27 protein-coding genes and 1 other annotated feature are annotated in these 25,844 nt (G+C 39.9%); of the genes, 21 read left to right on the top strand and 6 right to left on the bottom strand.

The features are described 5' to 3' along the window. Positions 1 to 13: 13 nt before the first annotated feature. The 8 genes from J7Q84_RS14510 (at position 14) to J7Q84_RS14475 (ending at position 9,822) form a co-directional block, all read left to right on the top strand. Positions 14 to 163: a glycogen biosynthesis protein GlgD gene (locus tag J7Q84_RS14510; protein ID WP_209095318.1), complete on the top strand. Its 150-nt coding sequence runs from the start codon at positions 14 to 16 to the stop codon at positions 161 to 163. Between the two features lie 203 nt (positions 164 to 366). Next, complete coding sequence (locus J7Q84_RS14505; protein WP_209095317.1) at positions 367 to 1,554, top strand: MDR family MFS transporter; 1,188 nt, start codon at positions 367 to 369, stop codon at positions 1,552 to 1,554. A 42-nt stretch (positions 1,555 to 1,596) separates the two neighbouring features. After that, positions 1,597 to 1,814, top strand: a binding site (T-box leader). Positions 1,815 to 1,868: 54 nt separating this feature from the next. Beyond that, the gene (leuS, locus tag J7Q84_RS14500) at positions 1,869 to 4,283 is read left to right on the top strand and encodes a leucine--tRNA ligase (protein ID WP_209095315.1); all 2,415 of its coding nucleotides are present in this window, start codon (positions 1,869 to 1,871) and stop codon (positions 4,281 to 4,283) included. A gap of 392 nt (positions 4,284 to 4,675) precedes the next feature. Continuing rightward, positions 4,676 to 4,855 (top strand): hypothetical protein, encoded by a 180-nt coding sequence (locus J7Q84_RS14495; protein WP_209095314.1) that lies wholly within the window; start codon positions 4,676 to 4,678, stop codon positions 4,853 to 4,855. Positions 4,856 to 5,170: 315 nt separating this feature from the next. After that, positions 5,171 to 6,409, top strand: coding sequence for an MFS transporter (locus J7Q84_RS14490; RefSeq protein ID WP_247739289.1), 1,239 nt, complete (start codon positions 5,171 to 5,173; stop codon positions 6,407 to 6,409). Between the two features lie 298 nt (positions 6,410 to 6,707). Beyond that, complete coding sequence (locus J7Q84_RS14485) at positions 6,708 to 7,859, top strand: thiolase family protein (RefSeq protein ID WP_209095310.1); 1,152 nt, start codon at positions 6,708 to 6,710, stop codon at positions 7,857 to 7,859. Between the two features lie 21 nt (positions 7,860 to 7,880). Beyond that, positions 7,881 to 8,651: a 3-hydroxyacyl-CoA dehydrogenase gene (locus J7Q84_RS14480; protein WP_209095308.1), complete on the top strand. Its 771-nt coding sequence runs from the start codon at positions 7,881 to 7,883 to the stop codon at positions 8,649 to 8,651. A 31-nt stretch (positions 8,652 to 8,682) separates the two neighbouring features. Beyond that, the gene (locus J7Q84_RS14475; RefSeq protein ID WP_209095306.1) at positions 8,683 to 9,822 is read left to right on the top strand and encodes an acyl-CoA dehydrogenase family protein; all 1,140 of its coding nucleotides are present in this window, start codon (positions 8,683 to 8,685) and stop codon (positions 9,820 to 9,822) included. A gap of 39 nt (positions 9,823 to 9,861) precedes the next feature. Here J7Q84_RS14475 and J7Q84_RS14470 read toward each other — a convergent pair whose 3' ends face one another. The 3 genes from J7Q84_RS14470 to J7Q84_RS14460 all read right to left on the bottom strand — a co-directional run bounded on the left by J7Q84_RS14470 (position 9,862) and on the right by J7Q84_RS14460 (position 12,229). Continuing rightward, positions 9,862 to 10,860, bottom strand: coding sequence for an inorganic phosphate transporter (locus J7Q84_RS14470; RefSeq protein ID WP_209095304.1), 999 nt, complete (start codon positions 10,858 to 10,860; stop codon positions 9,862 to 9,864). Between the two features lie 14 nt (positions 10,861 to 10,874). Next, positions 10,875 to 11,495, bottom strand: coding sequence for a DUF47 domain-containing protein (locus J7Q84_RS14465; protein ID WP_209095302.1), 621 nt, complete (start codon positions 11,493 to 11,495; stop codon positions 10,875 to 10,877). A gap of 485 nt (positions 11,496 to 11,980) precedes the next feature. Continuing rightward, positions 11,981 to 12,229 carry a DUF3949 domain-containing protein gene (locus J7Q84_RS14460; RefSeq protein ID WP_209095300.1) on the bottom strand — a complete coding sequence of 83 codons (249 nt, stop codon included), beginning with the start codon at positions 12,227 to 12,229 and terminating at the stop codon, positions 11,981 to 11,983. A 146-nt stretch (positions 12,230 to 12,375) separates the two neighbouring features. On the opposite strand from J7Q84_RS14460, the gene J7Q84_RS14455 reads away from it, so the two are divergent. From J7Q84_RS14455 to J7Q84_RS14430, 6 genes are all read left to right on the top strand, one after another. Further along, positions 12,376 to 12,681, top strand: coding sequence for a rhodanese-like domain-containing protein (locus tag J7Q84_RS14455; protein WP_209095412.1), 306 nt, complete (start codon positions 12,376 to 12,378; stop codon positions 12,679 to 12,681). Between the two features lie 54 nt (positions 12,682 to 12,735). Then, on the top strand, positions 12,736 to 13,176 hold the full coding sequence (locus J7Q84_RS14450) for a hypothetical protein (protein WP_209095298.1): 441 nt from the start codon (positions 12,736 to 12,738) through the stop codon (positions 13,174 to 13,176). Between the two features lie 227 nt (positions 13,177 to 13,403). Then, a complete protein-coding gene (locus tag J7Q84_RS18630) occupies positions 13,404 to 13,658 on the top strand; it encodes a spore germination protein (RefSeq protein ID WP_209095297.1) in 255 nt (84 codons plus the stop codon). 64 nt (positions 13,659 to 13,722) lie between these two features. Beyond that, positions 13,723 to 13,974: a hypothetical protein gene (locus J7Q84_RS14440; RefSeq protein WP_209095295.1), complete on the top strand. Its 252-nt coding sequence runs from the start codon at positions 13,723 to 13,725 to the stop codon at positions 13,972 to 13,974. 87 nt (positions 13,975 to 14,061) lie between these two features. Continuing rightward, positions 14,062 to 14,298: a DUF2553 family protein gene (locus tag J7Q84_RS14435; protein ID WP_209095293.1), complete on the top strand. Its 237-nt coding sequence runs from the start codon at positions 14,062 to 14,064 to the stop codon at positions 14,296 to 14,298. Between the two features lies 1 nt (position 14,299). Continuing rightward, positions 14,300 to 14,482, top strand: coding sequence for a sporulation protein Cse60 (locus tag J7Q84_RS14430; protein ID WP_209095291.1), 183 nt, complete (start codon positions 14,300 to 14,302; stop codon positions 14,480 to 14,482). A gap of 97 nt (positions 14,483 to 14,579) precedes the next feature. Here J7Q84_RS14430 and J7Q84_RS14425 read toward each other — a convergent pair whose 3' ends face one another. Further along, on the bottom strand, positions 14,580 to 15,851 hold the full coding sequence (locus J7Q84_RS14425; RefSeq protein ID WP_209095289.1) for a BaiN/RdsA family NAD(P)/FAD-dependent oxidoreductase: 1,272 nt from the start codon (positions 15,849 to 15,851) through the stop codon (positions 14,580 to 14,582). 285 nt (positions 15,852 to 16,136) lie between these two features. Between J7Q84_RS14425 and J7Q84_RS14420 the strand changes: the two genes are divergently transcribed. Next, a complete protein-coding gene (locus tag J7Q84_RS14420; RefSeq protein ID WP_209095287.1) occupies positions 16,137 to 17,780 on the top strand; it encodes a putative polysaccharide biosynthesis protein in 1,644 nt (547 codons plus the stop codon). A 39-nt stretch (positions 17,781 to 17,819) separates the two neighbouring features. Next, positions 17,820 to 18,548 (top strand): pseudouridine synthase, encoded by a 729-nt coding sequence (locus tag J7Q84_RS14415; RefSeq protein ID WP_209095285.1) that lies wholly within the window; start codon positions 17,820 to 17,822, stop codon positions 18,546 to 18,548. A gap of 62 nt (positions 18,549 to 18,610) precedes the next feature. On the opposite strand, the gene J7Q84_RS14410 is transcribed toward J7Q84_RS14415, so the two are convergent. Then, on the bottom strand, positions 18,611 to 18,811 hold the full coding sequence (locus J7Q84_RS14410; protein WP_481747559.1) for a DeoR family transcriptional regulator: 201 nt from the start codon (positions 18,809 to 18,811) through the stop codon (positions 18,611 to 18,613). Between the two features lie 436 nt (positions 18,812 to 19,247). On the opposite strand from J7Q84_RS14410, the gene pepV reads away from it, so the two are divergent. The 4 genes from pepV to J7Q84_RS14390 all read left to right on the top strand — a co-directional run bounded on the left by pepV (position 19,248) and on the right by J7Q84_RS14390 (position 24,630). After that, a complete protein-coding gene (gene pepV / locus J7Q84_RS14405; protein ID WP_209095281.1) occupies positions 19,248 to 20,648 on the top strand; it encodes a dipeptidase PepV in 1,401 nt (466 codons plus the stop codon). Between the two features lie 147 nt (positions 20,649 to 20,795). Beyond that, positions 20,796 to 21,356 (top strand): RNA 2',3'-cyclic phosphodiesterase, encoded by a 561-nt coding sequence (gene thpR / locus J7Q84_RS14400; RefSeq protein ID WP_209095279.1) that lies wholly within the window; start codon positions 20,796 to 20,798, stop codon positions 21,354 to 21,356. 90 nt (positions 21,357 to 21,446) lie between these two features. Next, on the top strand, positions 21,447 to 23,597 hold the full coding sequence (gene pulA, locus J7Q84_RS14395; RefSeq protein WP_209095277.1) for a type I pullulanase: 2,151 nt from the start codon (positions 21,447 to 21,449) through the stop codon (positions 23,595 to 23,597). 241 nt (positions 23,598 to 23,838) lie between these two features. Beyond that, positions 23,839 to 24,630, top strand: a complete 792-nt coding sequence (locus J7Q84_RS14390) for a phosphotransferase family protein (RefSeq protein ID WP_209095276.1) — start codon at positions 23,839 to 23,841, stop codon at positions 24,628 to 24,630. On the opposite strand, the gene J7Q84_RS14385 is transcribed toward J7Q84_RS14390, so the two are convergent. Next, entirely contained in the window at positions 24,631 to 24,909 is a 279-nt protein-coding gene (locus J7Q84_RS14385) for a YtzH-like family protein (protein ID WP_209095274.1), read from the bottom strand. A 153-nt stretch (positions 24,910 to 25,062) separates the two neighbouring features. Between J7Q84_RS14385 and trmB the strand changes: the two genes are divergently transcribed. Further along, on the top strand, positions 25,063 to 25,716 hold the full coding sequence (gene trmB / locus J7Q84_RS14380) for a tRNA (guanosine(46)-N7)-methyltransferase TrmB (protein ID WP_209095272.1): 654 nt from the start codon (positions 25,063 to 25,065) through the stop codon (positions 25,714 to 25,716). Positions 25,717 to 25,844 lie beyond the last annotated feature (128 nt).

The following is a 25,844-nucleotide window of genomic DNA, read 5'->3' as shown; positions in this document are numbered from 1 at the left end:
AAGGAAGATAGATATGGCAAAGCGTTCTAAGCAAAACAACCCTGAGCAAAAAACGAATAATGGATATAACCAAGAGTTTTCAAATGAATTGGATCCAGTAGTACAATCCAAAAAGAACTATGCAAAAAAGGGACAGCCCCAAAAAGCGCAGCAGCCGTATTAATCTAAAAATTTGCTTAAGAATCTCTACTGTGAAGGTGGAGGTTCTTTTTTATGAAAAAAACAGTTTACTATTTACTGTATAGGGTATAGTTCTGCTTCGTTCTTTTACCAAGTTTTCTTTGTTGCTCTTCCTATTAAAAAGGAATACAATCAAACGTGGTGCACAAACGTACGTGTAATGATCAGCAAAAGGGGGAGTGCCGTGTGCCAAGGGCGGTTTGGTTATTAGTAACGGGGATGATTATCAATGTAACAGCCTCGTCTTTTTTATGGCCTTTTAACACCATTTATATCCACGATCATTTAGGTAAGTCATTATCATTGGCGGGATTTGCGTTGATGGTCAATTCGCTTGCCGGGGTAGTCGGTAATTTATGGGGAGGCGTTTTATTTGATAAGCTCGGCGGCTACAAATCTATTTTAATTGGCATCTTGGTGACATTAAGCGCACTTATCGGTTTTGTCTTTTTACATGATTGGCCGACTTATGTAGTGTGGCTAGGGTTCGTTGGATTAGGATCGGGTATGGTATTTCCAGCGATGTACGCAATGGTGGGAGCTGTTTGGCCGGAAGGAGGACGCCGTGCCTTTAATGCCATGTATGTCGCACAAAATGTAGGGGTAGCAGTTGGAACGGCATTAGGAGGATTAGTTGCTTCATATCGTATTGACTATATTTTTTTGGCGAACTTGACGTTATATTTTATTTTTTTCCTAATTGCGTTGCTTGGTTTTAAATCGATGCAAGTGAAAGTGGAAAATAAGAAAAAAGTGCAGACAAAAGAAAAAATACAGCTGACAGGTCCATTCGGAGCCCTTATCACTGTTTGTATTGCTTATGCGATGTGTTGGTTTGTTTATGTACAATGGCAAGGACCGCTTGCTTCTCATATGCAGGATTTGGATGTAAGCTTAAAGCAATATAGCTTATTGTGGACAATCAATGGTGCTTTAATTGTAGTGGCACAGCCGGTTGTAACAGGAGTGATTCAGGTTTTAAAACGGTCTATAAAGCAACAAATGATTATTGGGATTTTTATTTTTATTGTTTCGTACATTATTACAACCATGGCCGAAGGTTTTACGATGTTTGTCACAGCTATGGTTGTTCTTACTATTGGAGAAATGTTTGTCTGGCCGGCAATTCCGACAATTGCTAATAGCTTGGCACCGCCAGATAAGGTTGGCTTCTATCAAGGAGTGGTAAATAGTGCAGCCACTTTTGGAAGAATGTTTGCTCCTGTAATCGGCGGAGCTCTTGTAGATTATTTTAATATCAATGTATTATTTATGTTTGTTTTTGCCATGCTTGTAGTAGCAACAATTATTACTAGTTTATATGATCGCAAGCTGAAAGTTGAAGAACCGGTGGAACAAAAAATCGCTGTTTGACGGAACGCTCGGAATCATTTAGAATATACTTTAAACAAATACTCAATGACAGTGACAAGGAGTAGTAGGGAAAACAAGTGGCTCAGAGAGTTGACGGATGGTGTGAGTCAACCCATGGATTTTCGCGAACTCGCCTTGGAGTTGCAGTTGTGAATGATTAGTAGCAATTGCCGTTTATCCACGTTACGGAATTTGAGCGAATGCACTAGCATTAATTTGGGTGGTACCGCGGGAAGGATATACAGCCTCTCGTCCCTTTTGGGATGAGGGGCTTTTTGTGTTCCTGCCGGTTCAAATGATAAGGAGGGTATTTTATGAGCTTCAACCACAATGAAATCGAGAAAAAATGGCAAGCGTATTGGGAAGAAAATAAAACGTTCCGTACGACTGACGACACAGCGAAAGAGAAATTTTATGCATTGGATATGTTCCCTTATCCATCTGGAGCAGGTCTGCATGTAGGACATCCGGAAGGATATACGGCTACCGATATTTTGTCACGCATGAAGCGCATGCAAGGCTATAATGTGCTTCACCCGATGGGATGGGATGCGTTTGGTCTTCCTGCTGAGCAATATGCTCTTGATACAGGAAACGATCCAGCAGAATTTACAGAGAAGAATATTAATACATTCCGCCGTCAAATCAAATCGTTAGGCTTTTCCTATGATTGGGATCGTGAAGTAAATACAACGGATCCGAATTATTATAAGTGGACACAATGGATTTTCCTGAAGATGTATGAAAAAGGCTTGGCATATGTTGATGAAATCCCTGTTAACTGGTGTCCGGCACTTGGTACAGTACTAGCGAATGAAGAAGTCATTGACGGAAAAAGCGAGCGCGGCGGACATCCAGTAGAACGTCGTCCGATGAAGCAATGGATTTTAAAAATCACTGCTTATGCAGATCGTCTATTGGAAGATTTGGATGAGCTTGATTGGCCGGAAAGCTTAAAGGATATGCAGCGCAACTGGATTGGTCGTTCAGAAGGAGCGGAAGTACAATTCCAGATAGATGGTACAGATGAAACGTTTACTGTCTTTACAACACGCCCAGATACATTGTTTGGAGCAAAGTATGCAGTATTAGCTCCTGAACATGCATTGGTAGAAAAGATTACCACTACTGAGCAGCAAGAAGCAGTGGCAGTATATCTAGATAAAGTTAAAGTGAAGAGCGATCTTGAGCGCACAGACTTGGCAAAAGAAAAAACGGGTGTGTTTACGGGGGCCTATGCGGTAAATCCTGTGAACGGTGAAAAAATGCCGATTTGGATTGCGGATTATGTGCTTGTAAGCTATGGAACAGGTGCTATCATGGCGGTGCCAGCACATGATGAGCGCGATTATGAATTTGCGAAAACATTTGACCTTCCAATAAAAGAAGTAGTAGCAGGTGGAGATATTGCTACAGAAGCTTACATTGGTGACGGTGAGCACGTAAATTCCGAATTCTTGAATGGAATGGGTAAAGAAGAAGCAATCAAAGCAATGATTGCATGGCTTGAAGAAAAAGGCATCGGAGAGAAGAAGGTAACGTACCGTCTTCGCGATTGGCTGTTCAGCCGTCAGCGTTATTGGGGTGAACCAATTCCGGTCATTCATTGGGAAGACGGCACATCAACGGCTGTGCCAGAAGAGCAACTGCCGTTAGTGCTTCCAAAAACAGAGGACATTCGCCCATCTGGAACAGGAGAATCCCCGCTTGCAAACATTGAGGAATGGGTAAACATAGTGGATCCTGTTACAGGTAAAAAGGGACGCCGTGAAACAAATACAATGCCGCAATGGGGTGGAAGCTGTTGGTACTATCTTCGTTATATTGACCCTAATAATAATGAACAGCTGGCAGATCCTGAAAAGCTAAAGCATTGGCTTCCGGTTGATGTGTATATCGGCGGGGCGGAACATGCGGTACTTCACTTGCTATATGCACGATTCTGGCATAAGTTCTTGTATGATCTAGGTGTGGTGCCGACGAAAGAGCCATTTCAAAAGCTGTTTAATCAAGGAATGATTCTTGGCTCGAATAATGAAAAAATGAGTAAGTCAAAAGGAAACGTTGTAAACCCTGATGATATCGTGGCAAGCCACGGTGCAGATACGCTTCGCCTTTATGAAATGTTTATGGGACCGCTGGATGCTTCCATAGCTTGGTCTGAAAATGGCTTGGATGGTTCCCGTCGCTTCTTAGATCGTGTATGGCGTTTGTTTGTGCAAGAAAATGGAGCATTGAATGATAAAATTACAGATGGAAACGAAGAGGTATTGGAGAAGGTATATCATCAAACGGTGAAGAAGGTAACGGAAGACTTTGAAGCTCTGCGTTTCAACACTGCAATTTCACAAATGATGGTCTTCATCAATGATGCATATAAAGCACCTGTTCTTCCGAAGACATATATGGAGGGCTTTGTGAAGCTATTGGCTCCGGTTGCTCCTCATATTTCCGAAGAGCTTTGGAGCATGCTTGGCAACAGCGATACAATCACATATGCAAGCTGGCCAGCTTATGATGAAGCGAAGCTTGTGGAGGATGAAGTTGAAATTGTAGTCCAAATTAATGGCAAAGTAAAAGCGAAATTAAGTGTTGCAAAGGATGCTACAAAAGAGCATATCGAACAAGTAGCGCTTGAAAACGAAAAAGTTAAAGGGCAAATTGAAGGAAAGACAGTACGCAAGGTTATTGCAGTACCTGGTAAGCTTGTTAATATTGTGGCAAACTAAAAAACGGCTCCCCGTGCGGGAGCCGTTTTTATGTAAGGAAGTATCATATGTTTGTAGCGATTATGCCAGATTTAGGACCGGTATTTTAGAACTGGAGCAATTAATGAAGAAACCGGTGCAAATAAAGTAAAACCTTCATCTGAGAATCTCTTTTTCATACACTCTCATAATAAGCAGGTGTTTTGCACATGATAAAGAAGAAATGATTGAGAGGAGGCTGTATGATGGGCAAAGGAAGAAGTAATAACGCTGGCCAAAAACAACCGAACTTTAATGATTCTTCTAATTTCTCAGAAGGAAAGCAGCGTCAAACGAAAAAGAATGAGAAATAACCCGTAAGCCCCTTACATTTCGTACAGGGGCATTTTTACGAAAAAGAAAGGAGAGAGAACATGCCAAGAATAAGACCGAATTTTATGGACAGTCCCTATTTTATCGATGAACCGGGGAATTGGCATTTGGTATCGGGGGCACCTGAAGAGGTTCAAGAGGAGTTTGAAGCGTATGTGCGTTCGATGATGATAGTTGATGAGCCGGGAACGATAAACGGTATCCATATTCAATATCCATAAAAAACAGATGGACATTCCATCTGTTTTTTATGGATATTTCAATAGTTACTCCGAAAAAACACTGCTTCTGTTGTGAGAGAAATTCAAATATAAAGTATTTTATGTTAAACAAGAGATTTCCTCTTGTTTATTTTTATAGCTGTGTTATAAAATAGAAAAACGAACTAACGTTCTTGTTTGGAGGTGTGTGAATGGCTGAAAAACTCTCCTTTAATCTTGTGCCAGGTGCTCAGAGCAGAAAGAGAATTAGAAAGTGCCGTACGATGTATAACACAATGCTCGAATATGAGAACAGATGAAAATAAGGAGGGTTTTATGATTGAGACTAATTTAGAGTCCAAAATTTCAACAGGAGCATTATTTCAAAATCGAGTCATTCGTACCATTCTCTTATCGGTATTTTTTCTGCAAATTGGTATTTGGGTTCGAAACTATGCAATTTTGTTGTATGTAATCGAACGAACGAATGAAAATCCAGTGGCGGTTTCTTTTATTTCCGTAGCTGAATTCACGCCGATTTTTCTATTTTCATTTATTGGAGGGGCATTCGCCGATCGCTGGAAGCCGAAGCGAACGATGATCTGGTGTGATTTGCTTAGTGCTCTGTCCATTTTTGTTGTACTAATGACTTTAATATTTGGGAGCTGGAAAGCTATCTTTTTCGCGACGCTTGTTTCATCAGTATTGTCACAGTTTTCACAGCCATCTGGTATGAAGCTGTTCAAGCTTCATGTACCAGAAAATCTTATTCAACTTGGGATGTCTATGTATCAAACGCTTTTTGCTTTGTTTATGATTTTAGGTCCTATTATCGGTACCTTCGTATATCAGCATTACGGCATCAATGTGGCTATCGGTATTATGGGTGTGGCCTTTTTGCTCTCTGCTGCTTCTTTGTTGCTGCTGCCGCCAGACCGAGAAGAGAATCGGAAAGAGAAAACAACACTTTGGGAGGAAATAAAGGCAGGGTTTCGTTATGTGCTCAATAATCGATCGTTGACATTGCTTGGGGGATGTTTCGCGGCAGCAGGTTTGGCTATTGGACTGACACAGCCGCTTACGATCTTCTTGATTACGGAACGTCTCGGATTACCGAAGGAGCAGCTTCAATGGCTGATGGCGGCAAGTGGAATTGGTATGATTCTAGGCGGAGGGGTCGCGATGGGTCTATCAAAAAAAACAACACCGCAGATGCTTCTTGTGCTTGGTATGACTGTAAGTGCCTGTGGTTTCCTGGTTATGGGATTATCAACACAGCTATGGCTAACGCTCGCAATGCAATTTATTAGCGGTCTTTTTATGCCGTGTATTCATATTGGTATTAACACGATGATTTTAAAAAATACAGAATCGGACTTTGTTGGCCGTGTGAATGGAATTCTTAATCCGCTCTTTATGGGAGCGATGATTATAACTATGGGGATTAGCGGATGGTTAAAACAAACATTCTCTCTTGTAGCGATGTTTGAAGCGGCTGCTGTACTTTTTGCTGTAGGAATTATTATCATGCTGCCGCTGCTGAAACGGATGGAAGCTCAATTGGAAACCGAGTAACTGCGTGTGTAGTCTGTTGGTTGTGCTATTCTAAATAAATAGATGTAATAACAAAAATGAGCACGGGTAATTTTACCGTGTTCATTTTGCTTTATAGTCTCGTTTTTCACTCGGTCAAGAACATTACAGAAACAATCATCATAGCAGAACTTTTTAAAGTCGCTGTTCGGGTAGATGCGGTGGAATAAGAAGGAATTATAAGATAAAGCGTCGAATAAAGGGGAGAATAGATAGAATATTCAGTTTATAAATTTACATAACAATATAAGAGCTGTAAAAAGAAAGGGTAGTGAAAAGTATGCGAGAAGCAGTAATTGTAGAAGCAGTCCGAACACCAATGGGGAGACGAAAAGGGGCGTTAAGTGGCATTCGAGCAGATGATTTAGCAGCAGAGGTATTAAAGGCCGTTGTGAATAAAGCGGGTATTTCTGCAGATATCGTGGAAGATGTCATTATGGGATGTGTGTCCCAATCTGGAGAGCAGGCAGGAGATATTGCAAGAATTGCTGCACTCCTTGCTGGATATCCGATTGAAGTACCAGGAACAACAATTGATCGTCAATGTGGTTCCAGCCAGCAAGCGGTTCATTTTGCTGCACAGGCCATTTTAAGCGGAGATATGGACGTTGTCGTAGCAGGAGGGGTCGAGAGTATGTCTCGTGTACCGATGTTTTCTAATTTGCAAGGAGCAACGTGGAATGAAAAGCTGACTGAACGGTTTGGCCAGTTTAATCAAGGAATATCTGCTGAGAAAATTGTCGAACAATGGGGTCTCAGCCGTAGACAGTTGGACGAGTTTTCGCTGCAAAGTCATGAAAAAGCACTAGCGGCCCAAGCAGAAGGCAGATTTAAACGGGAAATTCTTCCGATTGCAGTAACACTCGAGGATGGAAGAAAAACAGTACTGAAAGAGGATGAAGGACCAAGAAGAGATACTTCTCTAGAAAAATTAGGGGCTTTAAAACCGGCATTTATAGAAAACGGTAAAATTCATCCGGGGAATGCCAGCCAAATCAGTGATGGAGCAGCTGCTATTTTGTTAATGTCCCGTGAGAAAGCAGATGAATATGGGCTGAAGCCTCGTTTTCGAGTGATTGCTCGTTCAGTTGTCGGCTCTGATCCTGAGTTAATGCTGACCGGGCCGATTGCTGCGACGAAAAAAGTATTACAAAAAGCAGGTTTAACGATTGATGACATAGATTTATATGAAATAAACGAGGCATTTGCACCTGTACCGTTGATTTGGCTTGCAGAAACAAAGGCAGACCCTGCCAAGCTGAATGTAAACGGAGGAGCTATTGCACTTGGGCATCCGCTCGGGGCAAGTGGTGCACGTGTCATGGTTACATTGATGCATGAGCTGGAACGCACAGGAGGGCGGTATGGACTGCAAGCGATTTGTGAAGGACACGGTATGGCGAACGCTACTATTATTGAAAGATTAGATTGAGGTAAATAAGGGGGAAAAGAAATGAAGATACAGGATTGTATAGCTGTTGTTACGGGTGGAAGCTCTGGCTTGGGAGAAGCAACTGTACGGAAGATTGTAGAGAGCGGTGGGAAAGCGGTTATTCTTGATCTCAACGTTGAAAAAGGACTTTTCCTTGCCGAACAAGTAGGGAATGACAAAGTGTTATTTATGAAAACGGATGTAACGCGTGAAGAGGAAGTACGTCATGCACTTGAGAGAACGAAAGAAATGTTTGGTTCTGTGCGTGCGGTGGTGAACTGTGCAGGTATTGGGACTGTAGAAAAGGTAGTCAATAAAAATAAGCCTCATGATTTATCTGTGTTCAGCAAAACAATTCAAATCAACCTGATTGGGACCTTTAATGTGATTCGTTTAGCTGCTGAAAGCATGATGCAGAATGAACCGAATGAAGAAGGCGAACGAGGGGTAATTATTAGCACAGCTTCTGTGGCTGCCTTCGAAGGACAAATAGGGCAAGCAGCTTATAGTGCTTCAAAGGGAGGCATAGTTGGCATGACGCTGCCAATTGCCAGAGAACTTGCTAGGTATGGTATTCGTAATATGACGATTGCACCGGGATTATTTGAAACCCCATTATTTGATTCGTTGCCAGAGGAAGCCAAAACAGCGCTCGGATCTATGGTTCCGTTCCCGCAGCGCCTTGGCAGACCGGATGAATACGCGAAGCTGGTGCAAAGTATTATTGAAAATCCGATGTTAAACGGCCACACTATTCGTTTAGACGGTGCCATTCGCATGCAGCCAAAATAAATAAACATTCATGGAAAGAAGGAGGGGGAGCATGTCTAAACGATACTTGACTCGCGAACATCAAATTTTTCGCAGTTCTTTGCGTAAGTTTCTAGAAAAAGAAGCTGTGCCTTATTATGAGAAATGGGAGAAGGAGCGCCTCATTCCTCGTGCATTTTGGACAAAGATGGGTGAACAAGGCTTTTTATGTCCATGGGTAGACGAATCTTATGGAGGATTGAATGCTGATTTTGCTTATTCTGTAATCATACATGAAGAATTAGAGCGTATCGGATCCAGTTTAGTTGGGATCGGATTGCATAACGATATCGTTGTACCTTATTTAGATACATATGGAACAGAAGAGCAAAAGAAGCGTTGGCTGCCTCGTTGTATCACTGGGGAATATATTACTGCTATTGCTATGACAGAACCAGGGACTGGATCAGATCTTGCTAATATTCAAACAACTGCTGTGCGTGAAGGAGATGTCTACATTGTAAATGGTGAAAAAACCTTTATTACAAACGGTATTCATTCTGATTTAATTGTAGTGGCTTGTAAGACTGATATGAAGGCGGGGCATAAAGGAATCAGCCTTCTTGTTGTCGAGAGGGATACTCCAGGATTTTCAAGAGGGAAGAAATTAGATAAAATTGGTCTTCATAGTCAAGATACAGCTGAGCTTATTTTTCAGGATGCACGTGTACCTGCTAAAAACCTTTTAGGAGAAGAAAACAAAGGGTTTTATTACTTAATGGAGAAACTGCAGCAAGAGCGTTTGGTTGTAGCAATTGCCGCACAAGTGGCGGCAGAAGAAATGCTGGCAATGGCTATGGATTATGTCAAAGAGAGAAAAGCGTTTGGGAAGTCTATCAGTAAATTTCAAAACACACAATTCAAAATTGCTGAAATGGCAACAGAAATTGAAATTGGCCGCACCTTTCTGAATGATTTAATTACTAACCACATGGAAGGCAAGGATATTGTTACGCAAGTATCGATGGCAAAATGGTGGACTACGGAAATGGCGAAACGTACAGCGGTTGAATGTATGCAGTTGCACGGGGGATACGGATATATGGAGGAATATCCGATTGCCCGCCGGTATCGAGACATTCCTGTCGCTGCAATTTATGCGGGAACGAATCAGATTATGAAAAGCATCATTGCTAAAAATTTAGGGTTGTAAAACATGCAAAAGCCTTGGGATTTACCCAAGGCTTTTCTTTTAGAAAAAGAGATTTAAAATAAAGTATGTTAAAGCTGCAAGTGATGCAGAAATTGGCAATGTAATCACCCAAGTGATTAACATGCGTTGTGCTGTTCCCCATTTAACACCCTTTATACGGTGAGCAGAACCTACCCCTAAAATAGAGGAAGAGATCACGTGCGTCGTACTTACCGGCAAGTGAATGTATGTCGCTCCAAAGATAATGGCTGCTGATGTTAAGTCAGCTGCTACACCGTTAACAGGGCGGATTTTCATGATTTTGCCGCCGACTGTTTTAATGATTTTCCATCCGCCTACTGACGTACCTAACCCCATTGCAGTAGCACAGGCAACCTGTACCCAGAATGGAATATCTGTAGTGGTTGCAAATCCATTAGCAATCAAAGCCATTGTAATAATCCCCATTGCTTTTTGCGCATCGTTTGTTCCATGTGTATAGGATTGCAGCGCAGCAGTTGCAATTTGAAAAATACGGAATTGCTTATTTGTTTTTGCTAGGTTTGCATTTTTAAATACGACTTTAAAGATACTGTATACGATAAAACCAAGTACAAAAGCGATAATTGGTGAGATAAGTAAGGCTTTCAAAATTTTCAAGAATCCAGTATAGTTAAGTGCACTAAATCCTGCAGCAGCGATAGCTGCTCCTGCGATAGAACCGATAATAGCATGGGACGAACTGCTCGGAATTCCGTAGTACCATGTAATTAAGTTCCATGCTATTGCTGCAATCAATGCCGCTAAAATAACAACTGATCCATTTTGCAATGTGAATGGATCCACGATATCTTTTGTAATCGTTTTTGCCACTCCTGTGAATGTCATTGCACCAATAAAGTTCATGGTTGCAGCCAAAAGAATGGCTTGACGAGGCTTTAAGGCCTTTGTGGAAACAGAAGTAGCAATCGAGTTAGCTGTATCGTGAAAACCGTTAATAAAGTCAAACGCTAAAGCCCCAATAACAATTAATATAGTAAGAATTAACATAGTATCCATAATAAAGGGACCTCTTAAGCATTCTTCATGATAATTGTTTCAAGTGTGTTTGCCACACCTTGACAGCTATCAGCGATATCTTCTAGATTTTCGTAAATTTCTTTGAATTGAATAAGTTTGATTACATCTTTTTCAGTTGAGAATAAGTGCTTCACAGATGTACGGTATAAAGCATCGCAATTGGATTCATAATCTTTAATCTTAATCGCATGTTCACGAATTTCAGTTAGCTTTTTATTACCCAACAGTTCAATAGAACGAGCAATCTCTATCGTAGCAGCATAAATAGCTTCTACAAATTTCACCATATATTCAGTTGGCTGTGTAATTGAGTACATTTCAAACATAGCAGAGCAATGATCTAAGCCGTCAAGGATATCATCCATGCTCATTGCAAGCTGAAGGATATCTTCACGCTCAATTGGAGTAATAAAGGCTTTGTTCAATTCCATAATCACTTCATGGACATATGAATCGCCTTTTGATTCATATTCTTTCATTGTTTCTGAAAAGATTTTCAAATCACTTGCATTGTTGAGTTTGTGCTCTTCAAAAAATTGAGCACTCTCTTTTAAATTTGTAGAGATGTTGCTTAACAGTTCTGTAAATTTATCTTTCTTTCCCTTGAAAACCATGTCTAAGTCCTCCATCCATTTATAAATATAAACTTAGTTTGCCTTCATTATTCTACATGATACATGTCGAATTTGAGAATAACTTATCGAAAAAATTTACAAAACCTTTACAATCTTAACATTGAAACATTTTCTAACTTCATAATAAATTTACAAAATGCAGTAAAATGAAGGTGAAATCTATGGTATAGGTGTGAACATTATCGGTTGGTAGGATAAAATCTTAGTGTGAAAGGCATAGGATAAAATGAAGTTAGAGCCGAGTTTCATGAATGATATAATTTCGAAAGAGGAATGTAGAAATATGTCACTTTGAGAAGTTGTGTATCAAATAATTGTATTATGTCGGGATGGGCGGTAATACTTGCACGGTGTGGCTGTCATTTCATTGTTTATTCTCTGATCGTTGCTTTAACTACAGAGCATCCCATTTTGCTCAAGTATACAAAAAAACCCGAGTATTCTCGCTCGGGTTTTTATTATTTTTACTTACGGTGTTTTAGTTTATAAATCGTGTTAGCTACAATGGCAGAAGGCAAATTGAAGAGGTTTCCTTGATTATGAAAGTGCAATTGTTCTTCTTCAAAGGACATGTTTTCATACAGCTCTGACTGGGATAAGCTTGTTTTTGTTTGTCGTTCCTTTAATCCAGCCAATATTCTATATTGCACAGGAATCATAACGAGAAAGTAAATGAGGTAAATAACGAGTAAAAGCCAAAAAGCAGAGAACATTTTTGTATCCCCCTAGTTACTTTGTTTTCATTATATCTCTTTTATTTTTATGTGTATATCGATCGCTTTAGACAGCAGGTCCTTTTCTTTACTTCTATATATCAGAATTGCTAGAATGGGGTGGAATATATTTAAGGAGGAGCGTTATCATGGCAATTAAAACTATTACGACTGAAGAGCTGCAAAAGCGTATCGCAGGTGAAGAAACATTATACTTAGTAGATGTGCGTGAGGATGAAGAAGTAGAAAGCGGTAAGATTCCGGAAGCAGTTCATATTAAGATGGGAGATATCCCATCAAAGTTAGACTTCTTTGACAAAGAAAATGAGTATATTTTTATTTGCCGTTCAGGTATGCGCAGTGAGCGTGTATGCGAGTATTTGCAAGAGCAAGGATTTAAAGTTGTTAACATGGAAGGCGGCATGTTGAACTGGGCTGGAGAAGTGAAGTAAACCACACGAAGACCCTTTCAAAGCCAGTTTTGTATAAAAAGAGAGGTGTTCCTAATGGAGAGCAAGTTCCTTCGTCACTACATAGCGACTGTTGCATATAGAGCAGCGAAAGCTATCGAAGATGCCCCTGAAAACTATCCTGAATTTGAACTTGGAGCAGGTGTACGTCAGCCGATTGAGATATTGAACCATATGGGAAATGTATTGGCATATGCACTGCAATCTTATGGATATGAAGCAGAAGGTGTTACTGAAACGGGAAGCTGGGAGGGTGAAGCAGAAAGGTTTTACCAATCGCTAGAGAAGCTGGATGAAGCAGTAGACAAAGGAATGGTACCAGCACCGCTGACCATAGAACAAATTATACAAGGTCCTCTTTCGGATGTTATGACTCATATTGGTCAGCTGTACACGCTGCGCAGGATGGCAGGTTTTCCAGTTTCTAAGGAAAGTTTCATAAAAGCTGATATTCAGACAGGGAAGATAAAACCTTGAACGATGATATTTCTACATAGTCTAAAACATACAGGCACGCCCAAACAATAAAGAGATGAAGAGAAAAGAGTTGGCATACATATGCCAGCTTTTTTTTGTTTATAAATGTTGAATATCAGTCTTTAGAAAAGTGGGGAATTGGAGGAAATATCTCTGCTGCATGGTCCCTACCATCAACCGATACATATATTGAAAATAAGACTAAAAAAAGAAAGGGGAAAAGAGCTGTGCCTTCTTTTATACGCAAGTTGAGAATTGTAAATAATCATGGTGATGTACATGTCGGAAACTTCGGTAATATTACTCCAATAACGGCATCCAAAAGATATAACGGGTCTGGGGGAGATAGCAGCGGGACGATCGTTAATGGAAAAAGAACGGGAACAGGTACAGAAGGCAGTTTATTTGAGATTTTTACCGAATCAGGCGGACTAAGCGATGTAGTCGTTGAGGAGGCGACAATTCAAGACATAGAAACTTAATCGCACTGTTCTTACTTTTCCTGCATATATATGAAGCAGGACAAACAGAAGGGTCGGTTACAGCATGGGAGCGTTTATTCGAAAGTTTATTATTATAAATAATTATGGAAATGTGAACATTTACGGGAATTGTCCTGTTGGAAGCAGTGGAGCTATAGAAGTGTCTAAGTCCAATAACGGTGCGACAGGTCCTGTGATTGCAGATTTTGTAAATGGAAAACGCGTACAGCATCAACAAGCAACTGGACAAACACCTCAGAAGTTAGTGCAACCATCTGAAGATCCGGTAGACCAAAATCTTGATTCAGATGATTAATGAAATTCCTAATCCCTTTATCATGAAATGTTGTTTTCTTTAATAAAATACATTGAATGGCAATTTTATGGAAGGGAGGGGGAATGAATGGGAAAACCATTAAAAATTGATATTACTGAAAAAGTAGTAGCGAAGTTCAAAGAAGAATATTTGGAATTATATTCTAATAAATTTATTATAGGAAAATTTTATATAAATGCTGAGGAAAGTAAGTATGTACTAGAAGATGGCTATATTTATGAAGGCGGCCGCTTTTATCGCATTATTGATACAAGACGGGATGTGAATCCATCGGTAGAAGGCTGCGATCTAGGATGGTGTTAGGGTGATACGTGTCAAAGTATTTGATGAAAGTCATGAAAAGGATTTAGAGGAGTCTATCAACAGCTTTTTAAAGAAGATGGGGGAAGACAAACTGATTGATATCAAATATCAAGTAGCAATTTGTAACAATGATGAAGAAAATCAAATATATTGTTTTACAGCGATGGTTATATATAAAGCCTAACGCCCATAAGTGAATGGGGGTTAGGCTTTATTTTTTCTCTCGTATTAATAGATTATAACATTTGGAGTAACTTCGTACCGCTGAGAATTGTATTGTATTATTTTTCTTCTACTGCATATTCTCCCGCATTTGTACCAGCGATGCGCCCGGTAATTAAAGCAGAGGTAATGTTATAGCCGCCAGTATACCCGTGTATATCGAGAATTTCCCCACAAAAGTATAGGCCGCGCATAAGCTTTGATGACATTTCCTTCGGGTGAATTTCTTTAACAGAAACACCACCACCTGTTACAAATGCTTTTTCAATAGGTAAGGTGCCATTTACTTTAAAGGTAAAAGCTTTAAAATCTTTTACTAAAGAACGAAGGTGATCATTTGGTACCTGACCGGCAGCTTGAGATAGATCTATACCATTTTTCTCTAAGAAAAACGCCAGATATCGTTCTTGAGCATAGCCTTTTAATAAATTTTTAACCGCTTTTTTTGGTTCGTCCTTTACTTGCTTGATTATGCGCTGGAATAATTGCTCTTCGGATTCATCCGGAAAGGAATCGATGCGCACTTCGACTTCGGTCGTTTTAAATTTCTTCATCGTTTTCAGCACATATTGACTGCAGCGAAGAGCTGCCGGTCCAGAAATGCCAAAGTGCGTAAAAATCATGTCCATCTGATGAGTTTTAACAATTTTTCCTTTTGGGTCTACTACGCTTAAAGCGATACTCCGAAGGGATAACCCTTGCAGCGTTCGTTCACGTATAAAGGGCTCATTCGAAGTAATGGGAACTTCTGTCGGGAACAGTTCTGTAATGGTATGTCCGGCTTTCTCAGCCCAAGCATAACCATCACCGGTTGAGCCTGTATGAGGAACAGATTTTCCACCTACAGCAATTACAACATGATGAGTATCAATCTTTTCTCCATCTCGAAGGATGACAGAGGATGTTTGTCCGTCTTTGTATTCTATCGTTTCAACAGCAGTATTTACACGGATTTTGACTCCTAGTCCATTTAATCTATCCAGCAAAGCATCTACTACAGATTGGGCCTTATTAGAAACAGGAAACATGCGTCCGTGGTCTTCTTCCTTCAGCTTTACTCCTAGTTTTTCAAAAAAACGTATAATATCTTCATTATTAAAGATGGAAAAAGCACTATATAGGAATCGACCGTTACCAGGGATATGCTTAATAATTTCCTCTACAGGAAGACGGTTTGTCACATTGCAGCGTCCACCGCCGGAAATAGCAAGCTTGCGGCCGAGCTTATCTCCTTTATCTAGAAGTAGCACCTTTGCCCCCTGTTCAGCAGCGCCTATAGCTGCCATTAATCCGGAAGGACCTCCGCCTATCACGACTACATCGTATTTCATTATATCAACCTCTCTTTTCTACTGAAAAAAGAATAGCACGAATGCCTGAAAAAGAAAAATCAATGTCTTACAGCAATACATCTAGTGAGTGGGTTTGGTGTGAAAAATGAGATTGGTGCAAAAGATTACCCCTCTATTTTCCGTGCAAGGCCTCTTAATTATAGAGAAGGATGTATGTTACCATTTATTTTTTTTCATGAATTTGTTACTACTGTTTGAAAACAAACTTGTGTTACAATACTTAGGTTAGAAATGATGGGTTGCGATATAGGAGGATGTGCAAGCATGTCTGATTCAAAATTTTTAAGAGGGACGCTTATTTTGACCGGCGGGACCTTTTTTGTAAAGTTTTTAGGTATGATTTATATTTTCCCTTTTAAAGAGCTCGTCGGGACATCTGGCGGAGCATTGTATAACTACGGTTATATTCCATATACCATTTTCTTGAGCATAGCTACGGCAGGAGTGCCGCTTGCTGTCTCTAAGTTTGTTTCAAAATATAATGCCATGGGCGATTATGAGACGAGCAGGCGCATGTTTCGTTCAGGTATGAAATTGATGGCCTTGACGGGAATACTTGCTTTTTTAGCCTTATTTTTCAGTGCGCCGTTGTTTGCAGCGCAAATGGTCGGAGAAAAACCAATTGGTCATACTGCAGAAGAAGTTACAACAGTTATACGATTAGTTAGCTTTGCACTGATTATTGTACCGTCCATGAGCTTGATCCGCGGTTTTTTCCAAGGACATCATTCAATGGGACCAACTACAATCTCGCAAATCATTGAACAAATTGTTCGTATTATTGTTATACTGGCAGGAAGTTTTGTTGTAATAAAGGTTCTTGGAGGGACAGTCGCACAAGCGATTAGTATATCGACGTTTGCAGCCTTTGTCGGTGCAATTGGCGGATTAGCTATTTTAATTTGGTACTGGTATACGAGAAGGCATCACCTAGATGAATTATTGACGCAGCAAAAAGTTGAGCCATCAAGCATTACAACTCTGCAAATGTTCAAGGAGTTATTTACGTATTCTGCTCCGTATGTATTTGTGGGATTAGCGATTCCTTTATTTCAGCAAATTGACTCCTTAACCTTTAACCGTATCATGGAATCGATCGGGCAAGGAAAAATAGCAGAGCATGCATTTGCTGTCTATACGATGTGGGGACATAAGCTGGTGATGATTCCAGTGTCGCTTGCGACTGCATTCAGTTTAACGCTTGTGCCTGCTATTACAAAATCGTATACAGAAAAAGATGAGAATGTATTGCAAAAACAAATTGGACAAACTTTGCAGGTGACAACTTTTTTAACTTTACCTGCAGTTGTAGGAATGTCCGTGCTTGCATACCCCATTTATACAGCGTTTTACGGACAGGATCAGTTTGGCGGTGAAGTGCTTATGTGGTATGCGCCAGTAGCCATACTATTTTCAGTGTTCTCCGTAACGGCTGCTATTTTGCAAGGAATCAATAAACAAAAGTATGCCATTGTGGCACTTTTGATGGGAATTACATTAAAAATTGTATTAAACATTATATTAATCCGTATGATGGGAACAGTTGGAGCGGTATTGGCTACAGGAATTGGATTTCTAGTGGCGATTGCATATACAAATAGAAAAATTCGCCAGCATGCGCAGTTTGATTTTACTCTTGTACGTAAGCGCATTTTTCAAATCAGCATTTTAGTTGCTGCGATGGCAGTTGTCGCAAAATTGACGGAATGGGCATTGTCGCCTGTTTTGTCTTACGAACAAGGGCGTTTCGCATCAATAGTCATTGTTGCGCTTGCGGCGATGATAGGAGCTGTCGTGTATGTTATGCTTGCTGTTCGCACAGGAGTAGCTCAGAAAATATTAGGTACGGAGTTCTTGAGTAAAATTAAGGGCAGATTAAGAAGAAGAGCAAAAGTAAAAGGGGCATAAGCCCCTTTCTTTATACATAAAAGGATAGGTGAAGCAATAATGAGAATTGATAAACTGCTGGCAAATATGGGATTCGGAAGCCGAAAGGAAGTGAAAAAGCTCTTAAAAGACGGCGTTGTCAAAGTAGATGACAAAGTCATCAAGGATGCAAAGTTTCATGTAAATGTAGAACAACAGGAAGTGACGGTTCATGGGGAAATGGTAGAATATAAGGAATTTGTATATCTCTTAATGAATAAGCCGCAAGGTGTCATTTCAGCAACAGAGGATGATGAACATGAAACAGTCATTGATTTATTGGAAATGGAAGATATCATTTTTGAACCGTTTCCGGTAGGAAGGCTTGATAAGGATACAGAAGGCTTTCTTCTTATCACCAATGATGGACAGCTGGCGCATCAGTTGCTTTCTCCGAAAAAGCATGTGCCTAAGACCTACTATGCAAAGGTAGAAGGACAGGTAACTGAAAGGGATGTAACAGCCTTCCAAAACGGAGTTGTACTTGATGACGGCTATGAAACAAAGCCGGCAGAATTAACGATTATTAAAGAAGGAAATATTTCTGAGATTGAGCTCGTTATTACGGAAGGCAAGTTCCATCAGGTAAAGCGCATGTTCGAATCGGTAGGAAAGAAAGTGATCTATTTAAAGCGTACAAAGATGGGGCCTTTATCTTTGGATGAAGATTTAGAGCTTGGAGAATACCGTGAATTGACAGATGAAGAAGTAGACCTACTGCGAAACTATCGGATTGAAGAGACTATATAAAATAAGCCCCTTTCTCCACAAAGAAGAAAGGGGTATGTATGTTCAAAAATAGTGTTTGAAGGTTATGATGAGAGCTTCACTCTTTTTCCTGTTGTTGTCCATTTACCTCGGCTAGGGCTGTAAACTAAATCATTGAACTGTAGGACATTTAAGTCTCGTTGAATCGTTCTTGGTGTTATTCCAAATTCATCCACAAGGTCTTTTGTGGAAACAGTCCCTTTTTCATTAATGTACATGTAAATAGATTTAATACGTGTCAACATACGAGAAGTTGTAGAGTTCAAAAAACCACTCCTCCATATTTTTTGTTGATTCAACAGGTAAGAAGATGTGTGTTGAATCTCTCCGCTACATTTCCATTTTACTCCGCTAAACTGATTTCATGCTTGTTTTGACTGAATTTTTACACAAAATTAACACGTCCACAAAATTTGTAAAGCAAAACTTTCTTGCGGTGTAGAATATAAAAAATAAGGTGGTTTTTATTCTCTCTCTATTCTTGTTATATAAAATTCTACGAAAATTGTCAAAAATCCTCTTAAAAATATTAAAAAAATTATCAAAATCCCAATTTTATTCTCCGTGGCGGGAAGATTGTTCGAGATTTACTCAGTTTCGTATGCTAGCGTTGTAAAAAGCGGTTTGATATGATAGGAGAAGGTAAAACATATATACATATTTTGTAAAAAGGGTGAAACTATGACAATCAATTGGGTAGAAGAAGTAGAGAAACGAAAAGAACAACTGATTCGCGAGACACAGCAGTTTTTGCAAATCAAGAGCGTGTTAGATGAAGGAGATGCACAGGAGAATGCACCGTTTGGAACAGGCATTCAAAAAGCTCTTGAATACGTATTAAATAAAGGAGACCAGGACGGTTTCACAGTTAAAAATTTGCAAGGATACGCTGGACATGTGGAATTTGGACAAGGAGAAGAGCTAATCGGCATTTTGTGTCATGTGGATGTGGTGCCAGAAGGAGACGGATGGACGACAGATGCATATAGTGCGGATATTCGTGAAGGTAAAATATTCGCCAGAGGAGCGATAGATGATAAAGGACCGACAATGGCTGCTTATTATGCGATGAAGGTAGTAAAAGAATCAGGGCTTCCGCTGACAAAGCGGGTACGCATGATTTTAGGAACAGATGAAGAAAGCCAGTGGCGTTGTGTGGATCATTATTTTAAGCATGAGGAAATGCCGACGATGGGGTTTGCTCCGGACGCAGACTTTCCGATTATCAATGCTGAAAAAGGAATGTGCAATCTGTATCTTGTACAGGAAATAAGCAGTATAACTTCAGGAATAAACACTCTCCTCTCTTTCCAATCAGGTCGACGTTTAAATATGGTGCCTGACCTTGCAACAGCGAAAGTACAAGTACACGAGAATAGTGAAGAATGGAAGAGCTGTTTTGAGGAATACCTTTCAAAAATGAGCAGCAAAGGTACAGCAATGATGCAAGGTGATATAATTACCTTTGAAATAGAAGGTGTTTCTGCGCATGGCTCTACTCCGGAAAAAGGAAGAAATGCAGGGCAGCTCTTAGCTGGATTTTTAGAAAAGCAGCTTTTAGATGAAAATGGCACACACTTTATTAACTTTACAATGAGCTTAGGGGATACAAGAGGAGAGAAGCTTGGCATTGCACATAGAGATGATATTACAGGGGAGCTTACTACCAACATAGGCCAGTTTTCTTATTGTAAGGAGACAGGAGGGAAGCTTGGAATCAACATCCGTTATCCGGTGACAACTGATTTCGATAGTATGCTGCAAGCTGTAAAAAACAAAGGAGAATCCTCCAATTTTACGGTACAGGATGTGACAAGTTCCCGCCCGCATCATGTAGATAAAGAGCATATATTGATTCGTACATTACAGCGAGTATATGAGGAGCAAACAGGAGAACAGGCAACCCTGCTTTCAATTGGCGGAGCTACATATGCTCGTTCTCTGCGAGCTGGCGTGGCATTCGGTCCGCTCTTCCCAGGAAAAGAAGACTTGGCTCATCAGAAAGATGAATATATTGAAATAGAGGAATTAATAAAAGCTGCGTCCATCTATGCGCAAGCTATTTATGAATTAGCCAGATAAAAGAAATCCGTCCTTTGAAAAGGACGGACTTCTTTTTACATAAAGGAAATAATATACTGGATATATTCTAGCAGGGCATGAATTTTGCAGTACGGGGTTATACTGAATGGGATATAAAAGATATTTCCGGTGAGGAGCGTGTTCCTTATGGCTATGCATTATTTCCTTGCTTTATCATTGCCTAATCAGATCAAAAAAATATTAAATGAATGGAAGCAGCAGCAACAGCTTTCGTTTCAATCCTGGGTGCACTGGGAAGATTATCATATCACACTGGCGTTTTTAGGGAGTGCTCCGCCCTCTTCTTTACATACAATCCAACAGGAATTAGAAAAAGCGGTTTATAAGTGGAAACCTTTTTCATTACAGCTCCAAGGCTTGCGAACATTTGGAACATCAGAACGACCGAGAGTGCTGTGGGTAGATGTGAAGCATTCAAAGGAATTATTCACACTGCAACGAGAAGTTCATACTATATGTGAGGAAGCAGGGGTTTCACTAGAAACCCGACCTTATCGTCCCCATATTACAGTTGCAAGAAGATGGAAAGGGCAAGGGCAGCTTTATGATTTACAGGCTAATGAGATAGAAGAATTGTATACCGCCTCTTTTTCTGCAGAACAACTCGTTTTATTTGAAACACACCCAACAGAGACTCCAAAGTATAAAGAAAACTTCAAGATTTCCCTGCATTCGCACAGCAGTTAAGTGAAACCGTTTTCTCTTAAAATGAATATACTATAAATAAAATCTTGCTTTTATGAGAGTTGAAAAGACTGGGGGAAGGTGAACACAGCAATGTTAAAAGTAGACCGTGCATTTGAAGCATATTTGGACAAAATGGATAGCATCACCATTCTATTGCCGCGAACCTACCACTCCGGTGTCTCCCATTTTTTTTTCTTAAAGCGCGGCAATGAACAATGGGAGCTTCAAATTATGAACAAGGTATACTTAGCTCATTTTATTAAGTATGAGTGTAAAGTAAAGACTTTTATAGAAATTGGGGAACTGTATACAATTGCGGATGAACGAGGGAGTGAGACAGATCTGCAAATTGGAGCAGTGATTCGAACGAAGGAATTCGATGATGCTTACTTTTATACAGGAGACGATTTGGGTGTAACGTACAAAAAAGAACACAGCACGTTTAAAGTGTGGGCTCCGTCAGCTGCTAAAGTGAAGGTGCGATTGTATGAAAAAAACCTGAGCCATCAGGAGTTTGAGATGGAACGGATGCAAAATGGAGTATGGTCCTGCACGATTTTACAAGACTGTGAGGGAATGCTGTATACGTTTCTCGTATGTGTTAATCTTGTTTGGAGAGAAGCGGTAGATCCTTATGCAAAATCGGTGTCTGTTAATGGAGAATACGGTGTAGTTATTGATTTTTCAAAGGTAAAAGCTGCATCCCATGCTTTACCACCCCGATTGTCGAACTTTACAGATGCTGTTATTTATGAAGCGCATATTCGGGATTTAACCATTGATCAAAGCAGCGGTGTCTGTATGAAAGGAAAGTATTTAGGGCTGACAGAAGAACATACTGCCGCCTCGGATGGAATGGTTACAGGATTAGCTTACTTAAAGAACTTGGGTATTACCCACTTAGAGTTGCTGCCGTTTAATGATTTTGCAGGAGTAGACGAGCTGGACCCATCGAAATTATACAATTGGGGCTATAATCCTCTCCATTTTAATGCGCCGGAAGGAAGCTATTCCACAGACCCCGAAGACCCGTATACCCGTATACGTGAACTGAAAAATATGATTCAAGCTCTTCATATAAACGGTATTCATGTCGTGATGGACGTTGTGTATAATCATGTATATATACGAGAGCTGTCTTCCTTTGAAAAGATTGTTCCAGGCTATTATTTTCGCCATGACGCAAACGGGATGCCGTCAAATGGAACAGGTGTTGGAAACGATATTGCCTCAGAACGAAGGATGGTACGCAAATTTATTATTGATTCGGTTTTATATTGGATTCGCGAGTATGGGATTGATGGACTGAGATTTGATTTGATGGGGATTTTGGATTATGAAACCATGAATGCCATTCGCCGTGCTGTGGATGAAATAGACACAAGTATTTTAATTATCGGTGAGGGATGGGAATTGAATACACCATTACCCGTTGATCAAAAAGCATCCCTTTTGAATGCGGCAAAAATGCCTAGAATTGCTCATTTTAATGATCGATTTCGTGACATTATAAAAGGAAATACCTTTCACGTTTATGATAAAGGCTATGCGTTTGGTAACTATGCTTACCATGAGGAAGTAAAGCGGCTATTAGCTGGCAGTATTCCTCTTAAAATGCAAGAGTCAAGCTTGTTTTTAGAACCAAATCAAACAGTGAATTATGTGGAATCTCACGATAATTATACGATGTGGGACAAAATATGTATCAGTAATAAAGAGGAAACGGATGAGATGAGAAGAAGGAGACATTTGCTAGCAACTTCTATGGTTTTGCTTGCGCAAGGCATTCCCTTCCTTCACAGCGGGCAAGAGTTTTATCGAACGAAAAATGGAATTGAAAACAGCTACAATGCTCCAGATGATGTGAATAGACTAGATTGGCAAAGAATGAGGCAATATGTACAAACGGTAGAATACGTTAAAGGGCTTATCGCTCTTCGAAAATCTCACGGTGCATTCCGTCTGCCATCCGCCGCTCTTATTCAAAAGCATATGAGATTTATTGATTGCAATAACATTATGATGTGTGAATTGAATAATATCGGTGAATTTGGAGTGTGGAATAAGCTGGTTGTCCTGTTTAATATTAATATACAGCAGCAACAAGTTTTTCTCCCAGAAAAAGGGGAATGGCAGATACTTGCTAATCATGAGAAAGCTGCTGCAGAAGCTTTTTCATCTATAGAAGGAAACACAATGCTAGCTATGCCTGTGAGTTCCTACGTGCTTGGGAAATTGTAAATATTGTCTACTTGACTGACAGAAGTGAATAAAGTTAAAATTGACAGAGATAGCTATTTGGGGTAAAGTGCCATAGTAGCTGTCTCTTTTTGACGTAAGCTCATCACGTCCTAAGATTGTAGGGACGGCTTACTTGTAATTTATTATTAAGACAATAATGGTTTTTATTTTTTCGGTATACAATAAGAAGGTACTGTTCAAGGTCAGTACACACTATAAACTAACAAGGGTATAACGGGTAATGGGAATGGAATCGATGGAACATCTACTAGGAGAAGAATGGAAGATAACTCCGGCAGGCGGAGCAACAGGAGATGCTTACATTGCGCAGCATGGAGAACAAAAGCTGTTTCTTAAGCGTAATTCCTCTCCTTTTTTAGCTGTTTTGTCTGCTGAAGGAATTGTACCGAAGCTGTTATGGACAAAGCGGATTGCAAATGGAGACGTTATTTCAGCTCAGCATTGGTTAAGCAGCAGAAAGCTGGAACCGGAAGAGATGAATAAAGAGCAGGTAGCTTCTGTATTGAAGAAAATTCATTCTTCTCAAGCGTTGGTTGAAATGATTAAACGTTTAGGAAAAGAACCGCTGCATCCGCAGGAAATTTTGAAGCACATCAAGGCCATGATAGACGAGGACATTAAAAGCAGCCCTATTGTACAAAAAGGGCTGCACTATTTATACCAATCCTTACCTGATATTGAGCCAACAGAGCTCGCTGTTTGTCATTGCGATGTAAACCATAACAATTGGCTTGAGTCACAAGACAACCAATTGTATTTAATTGATTGGGACGGTGCAGTTATTGCAGATCCTGCACTTGATATCGGTATGCTGCTGCATTGGTATGTTCCTAAGCAAGAGTGGCATGATTGGCTGCTGCAGTATGGTATGGAAGTAAATGAAAATTTATTAAACCGCATGAAGTGGTATGTGGCAGCTCAAGCAATCATTTCCATGCAATGGTACAAAAACAAGCAAAAACTGGTGGAAACAGAGTACTGGGAACGTTATTTAGAAATGCTGCTTTCATAGTTATGAAAAGCTGTCCATTCCGCCAAGCCAGTTGGAGAGCTCATCTTGGTGACTAGTGATATGCTGATCTAAGTCAGATGCATTTTTACCGGATTGACTGTAGGAATACATATCAGGCAGCATGTTTTTCATTTCATTGTTAACATTGTCGTTTGTCATCAATGATTTAATTAGACGTTCTAGTTGTTCATATTCGGATACTGTCCCGCAGCAATCAGTTTGGTGATTTGTTAAGATATCTTTTAAAATTTCCATTTGATGCTCATGATTCAGTGGCATTCGTTCACACATCCTTTTTCTTTGGTAACATTCACTTTCAGTTTTCGAAAATCCCGTGTATTTTATTCTTATATAGAAATGAGACAGGCCTGACCGAGTGCTGTATGTACTTGGTTTTTTCTTTGAATACTATGCTTGAAAGGAAGTGCAGCTATGCGACTTAGACATAAACCGTATGCTATCGAGATGATTACCAATCATCCTCAATTTGTTATTGATTCTCCTGCAGATCATAAAGGAAGCTGGGCAGAGTTGTTTGCTAATGACAATCCAATTCATATCGAAGTAGGAACAGGAAGAGGCCGTTTTATTTATGAAATGGCAAAAGCAAATCCTGCTGTGAATTATATTGGTATTGAGAAATTTTCCAGTGTTATCGTAGATGCGTTAGATAAATTAATTGAAGAAGAAGTACCCAATTTGAAGCTAATTAATAAAGATGCGAAGGATTTGACCGTGTTTTTTGCCGATGAAGAAATTGACCGTGTATATTTAAATTTCTCTGATCCATGGCCGAAAAATAAACATGAAAAACGCCGTTTAACATCTAAAAGCTTCTTGCATAACTATGAGCAAGTATTAAAAGCAGGAGGAGAAATCCATTTTAAAACGGATAATCAAGGGTTATTTGAGTACTCGCTTATAAGTATGTCAGCTTATGGTATGCTGTTGAAGGACATAAACTTAGATCTTCACAACAGCGAGTTTGAAGGAAATATTATGACTGAATATGAAGAAAAATTTTCATCTAAAGGAAACCGAATTTATCGCGTAGAGGCAAAGTTTCAAAATGAGAAGACTGTGTGATCTGATATTATCCCCTTATAGTAGACACGAAAAAAAGCCCATCTGATAAAATGGATGGGCAGTCTACTATTGGGGGATTTTATTATGCCATTAAAGGGAACAAAATTTAAACACTATTCAAATCAACT

The sequence above is a fragment of the Bacillus sp. 165 genome (assembly GCF_017742235.1).
Lineage (GTDB): Bacteria > Bacillota > Bacilli > Bacillales > Bacillaceae_G > JAGHKQ01.
Note: the sequence above shows the minus strand (reverse complement) of the source record. Positions and strands in the feature narration are given on the sequence as shown.